We start from the raw sequence: 15,970 nt of genomic DNA, 5'->3' as shown, positions 1-15,970 counted from the left end.
AGGCGTCTTGTCAATTAGAGGAATATGAGCGTTTTCTAAACACCCAGAGTTTGGTGATGTTGGAGGCGTCTGTGCAGTTGTTTGAAGAAGATAAAGATAAATTCAAAATAATAAAGCCGTTTGTGAAGTTGGAAGTTAGAAATAACAAGCTGAAAGTCTATATCGCCAAGAAACTTAGTGAGTTGAATCCCGAGGTGTTAAATCTAAAGGGGCCAATTGCAAACTATGTGCCCAGTGTGTCTGTTCAGATAATGCCGGATGGGTCAATACGGGATAAGGTTGACCTTGCTATGTCCAAGGATAAATTTTATAGAAGTGAAAAGTCGGCCATGAAGCCGATTGAAAAATTATACCTCTATCATGACGGCATGACGGAGCTTGAGAAAAAGCGCTTTCTCTCGGCCAGAAATTCCTTGAGTGCACACATGGAAACCAATGAGCAGTTTGAGTTTATGAAGCGGGCTTTCACTACCTCCCTGGCAAGTGTTTGCCCTTTGGATTGATAGAATTCTGGAGTATGCGGTATGAATAAGGTGAAAATGTAACTTAACATTTAAAGCCGGGTTTCTACTTAAAGGGGCACTAAGTTGTCCCTTTTTTTATATTTGTTAATTTTTGCTGCGTTGTATATGTTGCCTGTAATGGAGACGCTACTAGTAGTAATCCTGTTGTTATTTTATAAGTGGAAAATTTAGAAGAACATGAAAATTATTATTTATCAGGTAGATGCCTTTGCATCCAGTATGTTTTCTGGTAATCCGGCCGCGGTTTGTCCACTTGAAGAGTGGCTCACAGATATACAGATGCAGAATATTGCTGAAGAAAATAACTTATCTGAAACAGCGTTTTTTGTTCCAGAGGGAGAGGGTTATAGGCTGCGTTGGTTTACACCTGAAGCTGAGGTGGATCTCTGTGGTCATGCCACCCTGGCGGCAGCCCATGTTTTGTTTAAGCATTTATCGTACGCAAAGCCTGTTATCAACTTCGAAACTCGCAGTGGCTTGTTAAAAGTAGGGCTCTGCGAAGGCGGCTATAAAATGCGATTTCCTACCAGTATCCCTGCCCCAACGGAATGTCCATCAGATTTGGCTGAGGCTTTAGGTATCGTTCCTGTGAAAACTTTGGCTGCCTTTGACTATATCGTTGTATTGGATAGCGAGACTCAACTAAAGAGCGTTAAGCCTAATTTCATGTTGCTGGCTGAGCTCGATTTGAGGGGTGTGGTGATCACCGCACCGGGAGATCACTGTGATTTTGTCAGTCGCTGTTTTTTTCCCAAGCTGCGAGTCAATGAAGACCCCGTAACAGGATCTGCACATTGCGAGTTGGCACCCTATTGGAGTCAGGTTTTGGGTAAGTCATATCTCAATGCAATGCAGCTATCAAAGAGGCGCGGAGTACTCACCTGTGAGGTTGTAGGTGATGAGGTTATTCTAATCGGCCAAGCCGTTGACTATATGCGCGGTCAAATATCGTTTCAATAAACCTTTGTAAACATAAAGCCCCGGAACTCGGGGCTTTATTGCTTTTATAAGGGCTTTACTATGGCAGGCTTATAGGAACCGCACAGGCGAGATAGATATCCAGCTTGTTATTGGTGAGCTCCAATCCGCCAAGAGTCAGGCGTACCTGGTTAAAGTCTGCCTGAGTATTTGCCAGTAACAGGCGGTGATTCTGGGCACCATTGACCTTAAATGGAGCCAACCTATAACCGCTGATGCTTTCACCTGTAGCAGTTCCGTCCAGATAGGTACTGATGGTAATACTGTTGAGGTAGATAAGATCCAGTACTGAGCTCGTATTTTCTACCAGGAAGCTAAGTAGGTAGCGACCACTTTTCACGTTACTGTGGTTGACCTGGATATAAGTGCTGCCTCCAGCGCCACTCGCAACTTCCATTCTGGCGGCATCGGAGAGTATTCCATTGCCTACTTTGGCCAATGAAACTACTGAGCAGCCATCGCAGGGAGCATTGATACCATGTTCCAGCTCTGTGCTAGCGCCATCCATTATTTCAAGCCCCTCGAAGGAAGTGCAGGAAAGGACAGTATCGTAGTCACAGGCGTCACCAATGCCGTCCTGATCAGAGTCTTCTCCATTCGGGTTCCAGGTTTGAGGGCAGTTATCTGAGGTGTTTTCCACACCATCGTTATCTACGTCGGGGTCGCAGGCGTCGCCCTGTCCGTCTCCATCACTATCCGTTTGCGTTGGATTGGAAATAGCTGGGCAGTTATCTGCGCTGTCATCCAGGGTGTCATTATCGATATCACTATCGCAGGCGTCGCCGTTGCCATCTTCATCCCCGTCTTCCTGCTCTGGGTTTGGCACATTCGGGCAGTTGTCTAAGGTGTCCTCGATACTATCTCCATCGACATCGTTGTCACAATGATCACCACTTCCGTCGCCGTCACTATCGCTTTGATCATTGGGAACGAAGGGACAGTTATCTTGTTCATTCGTCGTACCATCGCCATCCCGGTCATTGTCACAAATGTCTCCCAGGCCATCGTTGTCCTGGTCTGATTGATTCGGGTTCGCTACTGTGGGGCAATTGTCCACACCATCGTCGAAGCTATCGTTATCTGCATCGGTATTGGTATCGCAGGCATCCCCGACGCCGTCCCCATCATGATCCTCCTGAAGTGTGTTGGGGTTATGGGGACAATTGTCATTGCTATTTACGATGCCATCGTTATCCAGATCGGGGTCGCAGGCGTCACCGAGGTAGTCGGCATCGCTATCCTTTTGGTGGGCATTGGGGTTGAAGCGACAGTTATCGATCAGGTCGATGATACCGTCGTTATCATCGTCGCTGTCACAGATATCACCGAACTGGTCACTATCGTTATTGGCTTGGTCTCGATTGGGAATGGCAGGGCAGTTATCTTCTGTGTTGGCACTGCCGTCACCATCCTTATCGTTGTCACAGGCGTCACCAATACCGTCTCCGTCTCGGTCGAATTGGCTGGTATTGGCAATGTTTACACAGTTGTCGACATAGTCAGTAATTAAATCCCCGTCGATATCAGAGTTGTTATCACAGGCATCGCCGAAGCTGTCACCGTCGGTATCTACCTGGTCCTCATTGGCCACGAGGGGGCAATTGTCTGCATCGTTGTCTACCCCATCGCCATCCCGGTCGGAGTCACAAAGGTCGCCTCTGCCATCTCTATCGGTGTCGGTTTGATCTGCATTGGCATCGACGGGACAATTATCGGCATGGTCTTCAATGCCATCCGCATCATCATCGCTATCGCATAGATCGCCCTTTCCATCGGAGTCGATATCACTTTGGTCGGTATTGGCGATAGCAGGACAATTATCAGCTTCATTATCAATGCCGTCGTTATCGAGGTCCGGATCGCAGACATTGCCTAATCCATCGTTGTCCTGATCCTCTTGTGCTGGGTTTGGTTTGCCAGGGCAGTTGTCACTGATATCTTCGATGCTATCACCGTCATCGTCGTTATCGCAGGCGTTGCCTGTGCCGTCGTTGTCGGTATCACCTTGATCTTCGTTGGGCACTTGCGGGCAGTTGTCTACACCATCATCCAGGCCATCATTGTCGGTATCACTGTCGCTATCACATAGATCGCCAATGCCGTCATTGTCTTGATCGGTTTGGTCTGGGTTGGAGACGGTGGGGCAGTTATCGAGGCTATTGGTGAAGTCATCGCCATCGAGGTCGTTATCGCAGCTGTCACCGACACCATCGCCATCCATGTCACTCTGTTCATGGTTGGCGTTTGCAGGACAGTTATCCGCATCGTTGACTACTTCATCACCATCGAGATCTTCATCGCAGGCATTGCCAACTTTATCGCCGTCACTATCTGCCTGATCGATGTTGGCGATTTGTGGACAGTTATCTTCTAAGTCCAGGTGATTATCACTGTCATCATCGTTGTCACAGGCATCACCGCTACCGTCGCTGTCGAGGTCATCTTGGGAGGGATTACTGATGCTGGGGCAGTTATCGTCGGAATCGCGAACGCCATCTCCATCACTGTCTGTCACATTGGAGCCCGGGGGGAAGTTATCGGCGGCTCGGGCTTTTCCTTTGTCCGATCCGCAGGCACTCAATAGCAGTAGCGAAAGAAAAAATACAATTAACGATATTTTTGACATGCTTTGAAATCTCTGGAAACAAATACTTTTTTGTTATCTGTTGGGGAAGAACTGCCATTTGCTACGAGAAAATAGAAGTGAAAATAAGTGCCCACTTCTTGAAGGTTGCTTCCCTATAGATGTAATTGGTGGAGTAAATATCTGATTTTTATTTCTTATCAGAATAGATAGGCCACCGAATTTCGATGTGGATAAATATGTGTGATTTCTCTGAATAAAGGTAATGATTGGAAAAATAATGGCAGTTTATTTTTTTAGTTTTCTTGTTGGCAGTGAGGGAGGTGAAAATGCCTGCACATTTGTGCTGAGAAATTTTCAACTTGTTGCCGGTGTGTATTTTTGATGGGGAATAAGCGGAAAGACGTTGATAGTTTTGAAAATTTCTTGTGAGCTGTAAAGAGTAATCAGGTGCGTAAATTAATCGGGTAACCGGATATAGTCCTTGCCGCGGCAAACGTTCGTTATGTGAATTTATTTCTCATGATAACGAAGGCTTGAGTCTTGTTATGACTATCGGGTCTATGGCTTTTGGGTCAGTTCCGTTTTTGACTAGTTTCCAAGGCAGCGTGGAAATACACTGTAGGTCAGATTCGGGAGGGTAAATGAAAATTGATGCGGCAATTTGTTCCAGTGCGCGGCTTGCCCGTGATCGGCGTTTTGATGGGCGTTTTTTTACGGCGGTGAAGACGACAGGTATCTTCTGTCGACCCATCTGCCCCGCTCGGCCACCGTTGGAGCGCAATGTCACTTATTTTGAAACTGCGGCGGAGGCGGCCAATGCGGGCTTTAGGCCCTGCCTGCGCTGTCGCCCCGATTCTGCGCCGGGCAGTCCAGCTTGGGGATTGGTTTCGACCACCGTGCAGCGCGCTTTAAAACTGATGCGCAGTGAGCGCGAGCCTCAATCTGTGGAGCGATTGGCAGAGCGTCTCGGGGTCAGCAGCCGCTATTTACGCCGTCTGTTCTCTGAGCACTTGGGGGTAAGCCCCTTGGCGGTTTGGCAAACCGAGCGGGCACTGTTTGCTTTTCGTTTACTACGAGATACGGACCTGCCTATTGCTGAAATTGCCTATGAGTCAGGTTTTAACAGCTTGAGACGCTTTAACGGCGTATTCAAACAGATCTATCAACGCACTCCATCCGAGGTGCGCAGGGAGGGGCACGCAGTGCGCGCGGAGAAGGCGAGTGCGACTCGGGTGCGGTTGTACCTGGATTACCGCCCGCCATTAGATTGGCAGCAACTCCTGGCTTTTTTGGGAACTCGCGCTTTGGCGGGGGTAGAGCAGGTGGAGGGGGAGGTCTATTCACGCAGTTTCGAACTGGATGCTTGTCGTGGCGTGATGGAGGTCTCCCACGACCCGGAACGCAATCGCCTGGTAGTGGAGGTTTTTGGTCAGGAAGGTGGGGCAGGGTTATATCTGCTGAACCAGCGCCTGCGCCGGCTGTTTGATCTGGATGCGGATATTGAGGAGATCCAGACAGTATTAAACGAAGATCCATTGTTGGCAGATCAGTTGGCGAAGAATCCGGGCCTGCGCTTGCCCGGTGCCTGGGACCCATTCGAATATGCACTGCGGGCGATTCTCGGTCAGCAGATCAGTGTCGCGGCGGCGACCACTATTGCCGGACGTATAGTGGCCCGCTACGGGGAGTCGTTTGTAGACGATGCTGGCAGAGAGCGGTTTTTATTCCCAACGGCCGAGCGTCTCGCTGAGGCGGACTTTGCGGATCTGGGTTTGACCCGGGCTCGGATGAAAACCCTACAGGAGTTTGTTGCCGCAACTTTGGATGGCCGTGTGAGTTTTGCCGATCAGTCCCTGGAGGATTGGTGCAGCCAGGCCACAGCACTGCCGGGTATTGGCGATTGGACGGCGCATTATATCGCTATGCGTGGCCTGTCGATGCCGGACGCTTTCCCCGCGTCGGATTTGGGTATTCTACAAGCCTTGGGCAGTGATGGTGAAAAGGCAAAACCCAAGCAGGTCCTGGAGCGGGCAGAGCAGTGGCGGCCTTGGCGGGCATATGGAGCCATTTTGTTGTGGCAGTCCCTGAAATCTGGAGAGAAAAAATGATTGTCTATGAGAGTTACACCACGGAATTGGGGGATGTTGCCATCGCGGCCTGCGAGCAGGAGGGAGAGGGGCTCTCCCGAGGCGCCAGAGGTATAGTTGCACTCCAGTTTTATGATGATGAACGACCATTGCGTTTGGGGGGCGGTTGGCAGCGGGGCGCCTCGGAGCTGACGGATTTGGCCGCCCAGCAGTTGCGGGAATATATCGCCGGCCAGCGCAAAAGCTTCGATCTGCCTCTGGTGCCAAAAGGCACTGAATTCCAGCGCCGGGTTTGGGATGCGCTGTTGCAAATTCCCTTTGGCGAAACTCGCAGTTACAGCCAGCAAGCCCAGTGGTTGGGCCAGCCACGGGCTATTCGCGCGGTGGCGCGGGCCAATGGTGCAAATCCGATTGCCATCGTTATTCCCTGCCACCGCGTGATCGGAGCCAATGGCAGCCTTACCGGCTACGCCGGCGGCCTGTCTTTGAAAGCGCGCTTGCTCACCCTTGAGGGCGCCAACTTTGTCCAGCAGGGCGAGCTGCTCTAGCGGGTCATATTGTGAAAAGCGCAATCATCTCTCCCTAGCCACGGCCTCTTTGGCGCGAGATAATAAGCGGTTCATAATCATATCGAGCCGGAGGCCAAATGCTGTACAGATTGGGGGATAAACAGCCACAACTGGAAGGTGAGGGCCACTATATTGCGCCCGGTGCCCATGTGATTGGAGATGTGCGTATGCTTGCGCACAGCTCCGTATGGTTTAACGCGGTGGTGCGCGGGGACTGTGCGCCGATCACTATCGGTGAATACAGCAACGTACAGGATGGCTCGGTATTGCATGCCGATATCGGTGTGCCATTAACCATCGGCACCGGTGTCACCGTAGGCCATAAAGTGATGCTGCACGGCTGTGATATTGGTGATTACAGCCTGATTGGTATCAATGCCGTGATCTTAAACCGGGCCAAAATCGGCAAGTGCTGTATCATTGGCGCCAATGCGCTGGTGACCGAGGGCACAGAAATCCCCGATTACTCTATGGTGCTGGGCTCTCCCGGCAAGGTAGTAAAATCTCTCGATCCCGCCACCTACGAGCTGCTCAAAGCCAGCAGCGATCACTATGCGGCCAACGGCAAACATTTCGCCAGTGAGCTGGTCCCGCTTGAGGCTAAAGATGTCTGAACAACCGGTAAAAACCGTGGAGCTGAAAGAGCGCCCGGTGAAATCCCCCTGTATCTCCGTATGTGCCCTGAATGAGCAGGACCTGTGCGAGGGCTGTTTTCGCAGTGGTAACGAAATCAGCCGCTGGGGCTCCATGAACAATGATGAGCGCCGTGCAGTGTTAAAACTCTGCACTGAGCGCGCGCGGCAAATGGGCCGAATCTGGTAAACAATCGATAGCGCTTTGTCGGGGCCGGGCCTCGCAGGGCCCGGAACTAAATGCGACTATGACCCAACCCTTTGTCCACCTAAGAATTCACTCAGAATTTTCCCTGATCGATGGCCTGGTAAGAATCAAGCCGGCCATCGCCCGCGCCCAGGAGCTGGAAATGCCAGCCCTGGCGATTACCGACCAGTGCAACCTCTACGGGCAGATCAAATTCTACCGGGCTTGTTTGGGCGCCGGTATCAAGCCGATTACCGCAGCGGATTTTTGGCTCAGCGAAGGCGGCGAGGGCAAGCCGACGCTGATTACTCTCTATGCGATGAACGCCGATGGTTACCGCAATATTACCGAGCTGATTTCCCGCGCCTGGATGGAAGGCCAGTACCACGGTAACGCCTATATCAAACGCGAATGGGTTAAGGAGTACAGCGAAGGGGTGCTGATGCTGTCCGGTGCCAAGTACGGCGATGTGGGCCGTGCACTGGTAGCGGGGCGCCGCGCCCAGGCAGAGGAGCTGGCACGGGAGTGGGCGGAGTTATTCCCTGGCCGCTACTACCTGGAATTACAGCGCACCGGTCGCGCCGGCGATGAGGACTATCTGCACTCGGCGGTGGATTTGGCGCAGGCATTAAATTTGCCAGTGGTAGCCACCAACGATGTGCGCTTTATGGAAGAGAGCGAGTTCGAGGCCCACGAAGTGCGCGTTTGTATCCACGAAGGCCGCGCCCTCGATGACCCCCGCCGCGAGCGCCGTTATTCCGCCGAACAGTATTTCCGCACGCCGGAAGAGATGTGGGAATTGTTTGGCGATATCCCCGAAGCCCTGCAAAATACCGTGGAGATTGCCAAGCGCTGTTCGGCGCCAATCCAGCTGGGTAAATACTTCCTGCCGGAATACCCGATTCCCGAGGGTATGACCGAAGACCAGTTCTTCGAAAAGGTCTCTTACGAGGGTATGGAGCGGCGCCTCGCCACCATCCTCGACAAGTCCGCTGCGGACTATACCGAGCGCCGCCAGGTCTACGAAGACCGCCTGCGCTTTGAGCTGGATATCATTATCCAGATGGGATTCCCCGGTTACTTCCTGATCGTAATGGACTTTATCCAGTGGGCCAAAGACCACGATATCCCGGTGGGCCCGGGGCGGGGTTCCGGTGCCGGCTCTCTGGTGGCCTACTCGCTGGACATTACCGATCTGGACCCGCTGCAATACGATCTGCTGTTCGAGCGATTCCTGAACCCGGAGCGGGTGTCGATGCCCGACTTCGATATCGACTTCTGTATGGAGAAGCGCGACCGGGTAATTGGCTACGTTGCGGATAACTATGGCCGCCAAGCGGTGAGCCAGATTATTACCTTCGGCACCATGGCCGCGAAGGCGGTGGTGCGAGATGTGGCGCGGGTGCAGGGCAAGTCCTACGGCCTCGCAGACAAGCTGTCGAAGATGATTCCCCCTGATGTAGGTATGACCCTGCAGAAGGCCTTCGACCAGGAAGAGATATTGCGCGAGTTCCTCGAAAGCGATGACGAGGGCCAGGAAATCTGGGAGATGGCCCTGCAGCTCGAAGGGGTGTCCCGTAACGTGGGCAAGCACGCGGGTGGTGTGGTTATCGCCCCCACCAAGCTCACCGACTTCGCACCGCTCTATTGTGATGAGACCGGTGCAGGCCTGGTGACCCAGTTTGATAAAAACGATGTGGAAGATGCGGGCCTGGTGAAGTTCGACTTCCTCGGCCTGCGGACGCTGACCATCATCGACTGGGCCAAGCGCATGGTGGATGAGACCCGTGCGCGCGAGGGGCTGGAACCTCTGGATATCGCCGCGCTGCCACTGGACGATGATGAAACCTTCAAGATGCTCAAGCGGGCAGAGACCACGGCGGTATTCCAGTTGGAATCCCGGGGGATGAAGGACCTGATCAAGCGCCTACAGCCGGACAACCTGGAAGATATGATCGCCCTGGTGGCCCTGTTCCGTCCGGGTCCGCTGCAATCGGGCATGGTTGATGACTTTATTAACCGTAAGCACGGTCGCGCTCAGGTGGCTTACCCGGATGCCAAATACCAGCACGAGAAACTGCAACCGATCCTGGAGCCTACATACGGCGTGATCGTCTACCAGGAACAGGTGATGCAGATCGCCCAGGAGTTGGCGGGCTATACCCTCGGTGGCGCTGACCTGTTGCGCCGGGCGATGGGTAAAAAGAAACCGGAGGAAATGGCCAAACAGAGGGCCACTTTTGAAAATGGGGCAAAAGAGCAAGGAATTGACCCCGAACTTGCGATTAAGATCTTCGACCTGGTAGAGAAGTTCGCAGGCTATGGTTTTAACAAGTCGCACTCTGCGGCTTACGCACTGGTGTCATACCAGACCGCTTGGCTGAAAGCGCACTATCCCGCCCAGTTTATGGCGGCGACCATGTCTTCGGATATGGATAAGACCGATAAGGTGGTGACCTTTATCGAAGAGTGTCGCGCCATGGAGCTGGTGCTGGTGCCGCCGGATGTGAATCTGGGTAGCTTCCAGTTCTCGGTGGATATCGATAACCGCATTATTTACGGTCTCGGTGCCATCAAGGGCCTGGGTGAGGGGCCGATTGAAAATATTATTGCGGCGCGGGAAGAGGGCGGTCCCTTTACCGATCTGTTCGATTTCTGCTCGCGTGTCGATCCGCGCAAGGTGAATAAGCGCGCACTGGAGGCGCTAGTGCGCTCTGGTGCCTTCGACAGCATTGGGCCGGATACTGGCGGCAGTGACGGCTTGGATTATTCCCGCGCGGTGCTGTTTAACGCGCTGGATGAAGCGGTGAAGGCGGCGGAACAGCAAAAGGCTAATGCCAATGCAGGCATGATGGATTTGTTCGGTGAGGTGGTGCCGCAATCTTCCGATGGTGATGTGTACGAGGACTTCCGTCGCACTCGCTGCTGGAGTATTCGCGAGCGCTTGGAGGGTGAGAAAAACACCCTGGGTCTGTATCTCACCGGCCACCCCATTGACGAATATGCCGGTGAGTTACAACACCTGGTGAAGGCGCGAATCGCCGACTTAAAACCTGGCCGCGAAGCGCAAAAAGTGGCGGGCCTGGTGGTTGCCATGCGGGTGATGAAGACCAAGCGTGGCGATTCCATGGCTATTGTTACCCTGGATGATCGCAGCGGCCGTATTGAGGCGGCCATGTTCAGCGAGGCATTTGGCGAACACCGCGACAAGCTGGCTAAGGATGCGCTGCTGGTACTCGAAGGCCCCGTGGCCAATGACGATTACAGCGGCGGTCTGAAAATGACCGTGAATGGGGTTTCCACCCTGGATGAGCTGCGTCAGAGCCGGGTGACCGGTGTGCGCCTGCAAGTCGATACCGGTGTTGTGGCCCCTGGATTAGCCAAGCGTCTGGCCTCGTGTTTGCAGCCCTATACCGGTGGCCAGTGCGGGGTCAGTCTGGAAGTGTTGCGCCACGATGCGCGAGGTCTCTACCGCCTGCCTCCACAGTGGAATGTGGAGCCGAATGATCAGATGGTTCAGTCCCTGCGGGAGTTGCTGGGACGTGAGCGGGTGGCACTTCAATACGCTGAGCGGCGTTAAAGTCCACTGGGCTCGACTGGTCGGTTCTGTACAGTTAAGCTATGTCGCTGTGATTGCCCAGAGGCATGGAAAAGAGTTAAGGCGCAGATTTCATGAATTTCAACTTTCTCGAGTTTGAGCAGCCGATTGCAGAGCTGGAAAGCAAAATTAAAGAGTTGCAGCTGGTCGGGGACGACAATGAGCTGAATATCGCCGATGAAGTGACCCGGCTGCGGGATAAGAGCAGAACTCTGACCGAGTCCATCTACGCAGACCTGAGTCCCTGGCAAGTGGTCCAGGTGGCCAGGCACCCGCAGCGTCCATACTCCAAGGATTATATTGAGCGGCTATTCACCGATTGGGACGAGCTGCACGGCGATCGTCATTTTGGTGATGACAAGGCGATTATTACTGGTATCGCACGCTTGAATGGCAAGCCAGTAGCCGTGATCGGTGAAGAAAAAGGCCGCTCTGTGAACGAGAAGGTTGCGCGTAACTTCGGTATGCCTAAGCCGGAGGGCTACCGCAAAGCTTTGCGCATTATGGAAATGGCCGAGCGTTTTAAAATGCCGGTGCTGACTTTGATCGATACTCCAGGGGCTTACCCCGGAATCGATAGTGAAGAGCGCGGCATCAGTGAGGCCATTGCCCAGAACCTGGCGGTGATGTCCCGTTTGCGCACGCCGATTATTTGTACCGTGATTGGTGAGGGTTCTTCCGGTGGTGCTCTGGCAATTGGTGTTGGTGATCAGCTCAATATGCTGCAGTACTCCACCTACTTTGTGATTTCTCCGGAGGGCTGCGCCAATATTATTTGGAAGACCGTAGAGAAGGCTCCACTGGCTGCCGAGGCTATGGGGGTGACTTCCAGTGTGTTGGAGGAGTTAGGTATTGTGGATGAAACCATCCCAGAGCCCCTCGGCGGTGCGCACCGCGATCCGGATGCCATGGCTGAGAGCCTGAAGGAGCGCCTCGGTGAACAACTGGAACAGTTGAGTGCTATTCCTATTGATGAGTTGCTGGAAAAGCGCTACCAGCGCCTGATGAGCTACGGCAATATCGTTTCTTAATATCCTTAAAAGGGCAGTCCCGATCATGGCGCTGCCCTTTTTTCTTTCTTTAGAGTCCAGTTTCTTTTTACGAGATCTACTCTATATTTGGCGATTCCCCATTTGTTGGGTTGCTTGTTCCTCTTCTGTTATTTGTTTGTCCCGCTAGTTGAGCGTGCCCAGGGCACTTTACACTGTCCCTACTGCCCCCATTTTTAACCCCCCTTGTCGAAAACCGCTGCGTCGTATCTGTGCCTCCATGGTAGAAAGCAAAAAGAATAACAAGTGTTTAAGTGCTGGCTTGCCATTTACGGTTTAGTTGCGGCAGAAGTTTCTGGGAATCAAATATGGCAATTTTGCAGAGGAATATGGCAACGGATGCTGTGCAGTTACAAGCTGGTGATCAAGCGGGACAAAAATTTGCGCTGGTAGCTTTGACCTCACTGTTTTTTATGTGGGGATTTATTACCTGTTTGAACGATATCCTGATTCCCTATCTCAAGGGGATTTTTGAGCTGAACTATGCCCAGGCGATGCTGGTGCAATTCTGTTTTTTTGGAGCTTATTTTTTGGTTTCCCTGCCGGCGGGTAGTCTGGTGAGTAAGATTGGTTACCAAAAAGGTATCGTCACCGGCCTCACTATCGCGGTATTGGGTTGCTTACTATTTATTCCTGCGGAGCGCATGGAGGTCTATGGGCTTTTCCTAGGGGCCCTGTTTATTCTCGCTTCCGGTATCACTATCTTACAGGTATCGGCAAACCCCTATGTTGCCGCCTTGGGAAATGAGCGCACGGCACCCAGCCGACTAACCTTGACCCAGGGCTTTAATGCACTAGGTACCACCGTAGCCCCACAATTCGGTGCATTTTTAATTCTCCCAGCTGCGGGAGTTGCCGTCGGTGCAGTCAGTGCCTCGGTGATCGAAGTGCCCTACCTGATTCTGGCGGCTACCCTAGCCGTGTTGGCTCTGGTTTTTGCGTTTTTGAATCTGCCGTCTATTGTCAGCAATACTTCACAGGCCCCATCGGAGATAGGTGAAGCTTCGGCCTGGAATTATCGCCATCTCGTATTAGGGGCGGTAGCGATTTTCGTTTATGTCGGCGCGGAAGTTTCTATCGGCAGTTTCCTGGTGAACTTTATTGCCGAAGACTCTATTGCCGGTCTTGAGGAATCCGAGGCAGCGTTCTATATCTCCCTCTACTGGGGTGGGGCCATGGTTGGGCGTTTTGCCGGTGCCTTGATTATGCGCTTTATTTCTGCGGGAAAAGTGCTGGCAATTTGTGCCCTGGGCTCCTGCCTACTTCTGCTTATCACTGTAGCCGGTAGCGGCTACCTGGCAATGTATGCTGTTTTGGCGGTGGGGCTGTGTAACTCCATTATGTTCCCAACAATTTTCAGTTTGGCTCTTGCGAGACTTGGCAAGGCGGCTAGTCAGGGTTCTGGTATCTTGTGCCTAGCTATAGTCGGTGGCGCTATAGTGCCGTTATTGCAGGGATTATTGGCGGACCAAGTGGGTATCCAGTTGGCATTTGTCCTGCCTATTTTCTGCTACCTCTATATTCTTTACTACGGTGCCATTGGTCACCGCCCAGACAAACGCGCTTAATTTTTTTCTTCTCTTCTGAGCTCGTTTAGCCGGCATTTCCATGCCGGCTTTTTTTATTGTAAAGAAAGGGGCTCTCTTTATTAACTGGATGGCGTGGATCAGATATTGCTTAGGTTGGTTATTTCACTGGTATACCGGCGAGTCCCTGCCGGTATTGAGTGGCGATGATGAGCAAACTGTTTAGGAGGCTTCTGAAGCTACACGTCTATTGGCTTCGAGAAATTCCTTGATCGGTAGGCGATAGTTACGACTGACTTTGACTTTAGCGCCGCTAGTTAGGGTGAGAAAGTACTCTCCCTTGGTAAGTACTTTAATGTGTTCGATATAGTTGAGATTCACCAGGGTGGAGCGGTGAATACGCTTAAAATTATCCGGGCACAGCTGTTTTTGCAGGTCTTTGATGGTGCTGCGCATAACATGGGTTTCCCCTTTTACATGCACACACATATAGTCACCGGCGGCATCTATCCACTCGATTTCCTGCTGATTGACCATAGTAATACTGCCGCGATCCTTAATCGCCAGGCGATTGTTGATCACTGGGGTGTGAGTCTCAGAGGCTTGTCCCCTGGTTGAACTCATTTCCTCAATAGAGCGCAGCAGCCGGTTTTTTTCTTCCTGGTGGATGTCTTTTTTGCCGACATGTGCCAATTGCAAGCGCTGGCGCGCGCGATCAAGGGCGGTTTCTAGGCGGGCGCTATCTAAGGGTTTTAAAACATAATCGACAGCGTGAACTTCAAAAGCTTTGAGGGCATATTCGTCGAAAGCGGTGGCGAATATTACCAATGGTATGGTGTCGGCCTGTAGACGACTGACCACATCAAAGCCGTTCATGCCTGGCATTTGTACATCCAGAACCAGTAGGTCTGGACTGTATTCAGATACGGCTTGCAACGCCTCGCGTCCATTGCGGCAGCAGGCGGAAATTTCTATATGAGGGAATTCCTCAAACATGCTTTGCAGAAGGCGCAGGGCTAGGGGTTCGTCGTCCACCAGCACGACAGTGAGTTTGTTCATTGGACTTCTCCCCGTGTTTTATAGGTGGGATAAGTGGCTATTTCTAGTGGAATATTGATTCGTATCGACATGCCGCAATCAGGTTTTTCCTGTTGCTCTATATGGTAATTTTGTGGATAGAGGCTGGAAAGTCGCTCCCGTACATTCTTCAGTCCAACACCGGTGGAACTTGCTTGGAAATTTCTCTCGCCGGCGCAATCTTCTGAGCAGCCTGAATCCTGTACTTCCAGCAACAGGCGTTGGCCACTACTCTTCGCATGGATTCCAATGGTGCCGCCCAGTTCATTGGGGGCGATGGCATATTTTACTGAATTCTCTACCAGTGGTTGTAACAACATACTGGGCACCAATGCTTGCCGGGCCGTTTCATCGACATTGAGATCTACAACCAAGCGGTCAGCAAAGCGGGTTTTTTCAATCTCCAGATAGAGGAGTGCTGCTTTGACTTCCTGTTCAAGTTCTACTTTTTGCATAGGGCTCTCTTTTAGGGAGAGGCGCAGGAAATCACTGAGTCGTACAACCATTTCGCGGGCCTCATCGGCCTGTTGAAAGCGAATCAGGGCGTTGATGGAATTTAGTGTATTGAACAAAAAGTGGGGATTGAGCTGATAGCGCAACATTTTAAGCTGGGCCTCATTGGCGATAGCCTCTGCCTGGAGTCTACGAAGTTGCTCGCGCTCGTTGTCCGCGGCCACTTCAAGCATTTTTTTGTGTTCCCCTTGCAGCAGTATGTGGTATTTAACCCCACAGTAAAGTGCACTCCAAAAAAGAAAGACAAAGAGGGAGGCATAATACCAGCCGCCGAATTCAGACCAGATGGAGTGCTCCCTGCTCAAGCGGATATAGGCCTCCATGCGCACCAGGGTCCAGATGCCGGAAATCACCGCAACGGCGAGTAGATAGATAACTGTGCGAACGGCCAGTTCAGAGTCCCAGGCGATATCAAAAATGGGTCTTAGGAATACCGAGAGAACAAAAGCCACAGCACACTGGAAAATAGTATTTGCTGGCTCGAAGCTTGGCCACTCAGTGGGTGAATGCCAGAGAGTCAGGGAGAGGAATGTCACCAACAAAATGCCAATCCAGCTGACCAGCTGTAATTTCCAAAACCAGCGGGTCGAAGGAATTTCCGCAGTTGCATTCCAGTATTGACGGGTAGAGTACTGCATGATGT

12 protein-coding genes are annotated in these 15,970 nt (G+C 52.1%); 9 read left to right on the top strand and 3 right to left on the bottom strand.

Annotation, left to right across the window (positions count from 1 at the left end):
* The first annotated feature begins 71 nt into the window (after nucleotides 1-71).
* Nucleotides 72-503 carry a hypothetical protein gene (locus ACJJIT_RS13875; protein WP_252085069.1) on the top strand — a complete coding sequence of 144 codons (432 nt, stop codon included), beginning with the start codon at nucleotides 72-74 and terminating at the stop codon, nucleotides 501-503.
* A gap of 198 nt (nucleotides 504-701) precedes the next feature.
* Nucleotides 702-1,484, top strand: a complete 783-nt coding sequence (locus tag ACJJIT_RS13870; protein ID WP_444898772.1) for a PhzF family phenazine biosynthesis protein — start codon at nucleotides 702-704, stop codon at nucleotides 1,482-1,484.
* A gap of 58 nt (nucleotides 1,485-1,542) precedes the next feature.
* On the opposite strand, the gene ACJJIT_RS13865 is transcribed toward ACJJIT_RS13870, so the two are convergent.
* Nucleotides 1,543-4,128: a thrombospondin type 3 repeat-containing protein gene (locus ACJJIT_RS13865; RefSeq protein WP_444898771.1), complete on the bottom strand. Its 2,586-nt coding sequence runs from the start codon at nucleotides 4,126-4,128 to the stop codon at nucleotides 1,543-1,545.
* 602 nt (nucleotides 4,129-4,730) lie between these two features.
* On the opposite strand from ACJJIT_RS13865, the gene ACJJIT_RS13860 reads away from it, so the two are divergent.
* The 7 genes from ACJJIT_RS13860 (at nucleotide 4,731) to ACJJIT_RS13830 (ending at nucleotide 13,779) form a co-directional block, all read left to right on the top strand.
* Nucleotides 4,731-6,197 carry an AlkA N-terminal domain-containing protein gene (locus ACJJIT_RS13860; protein WP_444888380.1) on the top strand — a complete coding sequence of 489 codons (1,467 nt, stop codon included), beginning with the start codon at nucleotides 4,731-4,733 and terminating at the stop codon, nucleotides 6,195-6,197.
* Nucleotides 6,194-6,724, top strand: a complete 531-nt coding sequence (locus tag ACJJIT_RS13855) for a methylated-DNA--[protein]-cysteine S-methyltransferase (protein ID WP_444888381.1) — start codon at nucleotides 6,194-6,196, stop codon at nucleotides 6,722-6,724. Before ACJJIT_RS13860 ends, ACJJIT_RS13855 begins: the two co-directional genes overlap by 4 nt.
* Nucleotides 6,725-6,822: 98 nt before the next feature.
* Complete coding sequence (locus tag ACJJIT_RS13850; RefSeq protein WP_444898770.1) at nucleotides 6,823-7,359, top strand: gamma carbonic anhydrase family protein; 537 nt, start codon at nucleotides 6,823-6,825, stop codon at nucleotides 7,357-7,359.
* Nucleotides 7,352-7,567, top strand: a complete 216-nt coding sequence (locus ACJJIT_RS13845; protein ID WP_444898769.1) for a DUF1289 domain-containing protein — start codon at nucleotides 7,352-7,354, stop codon at nucleotides 7,565-7,567. The genes ACJJIT_RS13850 and ACJJIT_RS13845 overlap by 8 nt, the downstream gene beginning before the upstream one ends.
* A gap of 58 nt (nucleotides 7,568-7,625) precedes the next feature.
* Complete coding sequence (dnaE, locus tag ACJJIT_RS13840) at nucleotides 7,626-11,144, top strand: DNA polymerase III subunit alpha (protein ID WP_444898768.1); 3,519 nt, start codon at nucleotides 7,626-7,628, stop codon at nucleotides 11,142-11,144.
* 92 nt (nucleotides 11,145-11,236) lie between these two features.
* Complete coding sequence (locus ACJJIT_RS13835; RefSeq protein WP_252085077.1) at nucleotides 11,237-12,193, top strand: acetyl-CoA carboxylase carboxyltransferase subunit alpha; 957 nt, start codon at nucleotides 11,237-11,239, stop codon at nucleotides 12,191-12,193.
* Between the two features lie 326 nt (nucleotides 12,194-12,519).
* A complete protein-coding gene (locus tag ACJJIT_RS13830) occupies nucleotides 12,520-13,779 on the top strand; it encodes a sugar MFS transporter (RefSeq protein WP_444898767.1) in 1,260 nt (419 codons plus the stop codon).
* A gap of 180 nt (nucleotides 13,780-13,959) precedes the next feature.
* Here ACJJIT_RS13830 and ACJJIT_RS13825 read toward each other — a convergent pair whose 3' ends face one another.
* Both ACJJIT_RS13825 and ACJJIT_RS13820 read right to left on the bottom strand, forming a co-directional pair.
* Nucleotides 13,960-14,796: a LytR/AlgR family response regulator transcription factor gene (locus tag ACJJIT_RS13825; RefSeq protein WP_444898766.1), complete on the bottom strand. Its 837-nt coding sequence runs from the start codon at nucleotides 14,794-14,796 to the stop codon at nucleotides 13,960-13,962.
* Nucleotides 14,793-15,965 (bottom strand): sensor histidine kinase, encoded by a 1,173-nt coding sequence (locus tag ACJJIT_RS13820; RefSeq protein WP_444898765.1) that lies wholly within the window; start codon nucleotides 15,963-15,965, stop codon nucleotides 14,793-14,795. The genes ACJJIT_RS13825 and ACJJIT_RS13820 overlap by 4 nt, the downstream gene beginning before the upstream one ends.
* Nucleotides 15,966-15,970: the final 5 nt, after the last annotated feature.

This window comes from Microbulbifer mixtoriginis (SeqCode) (assembly GCF_052467515.1).
The sequence above is the reverse complement of the archived record's forward strand: the minus strand, read 5'-3'. Positions and strand labels throughout refer to the sequence as shown.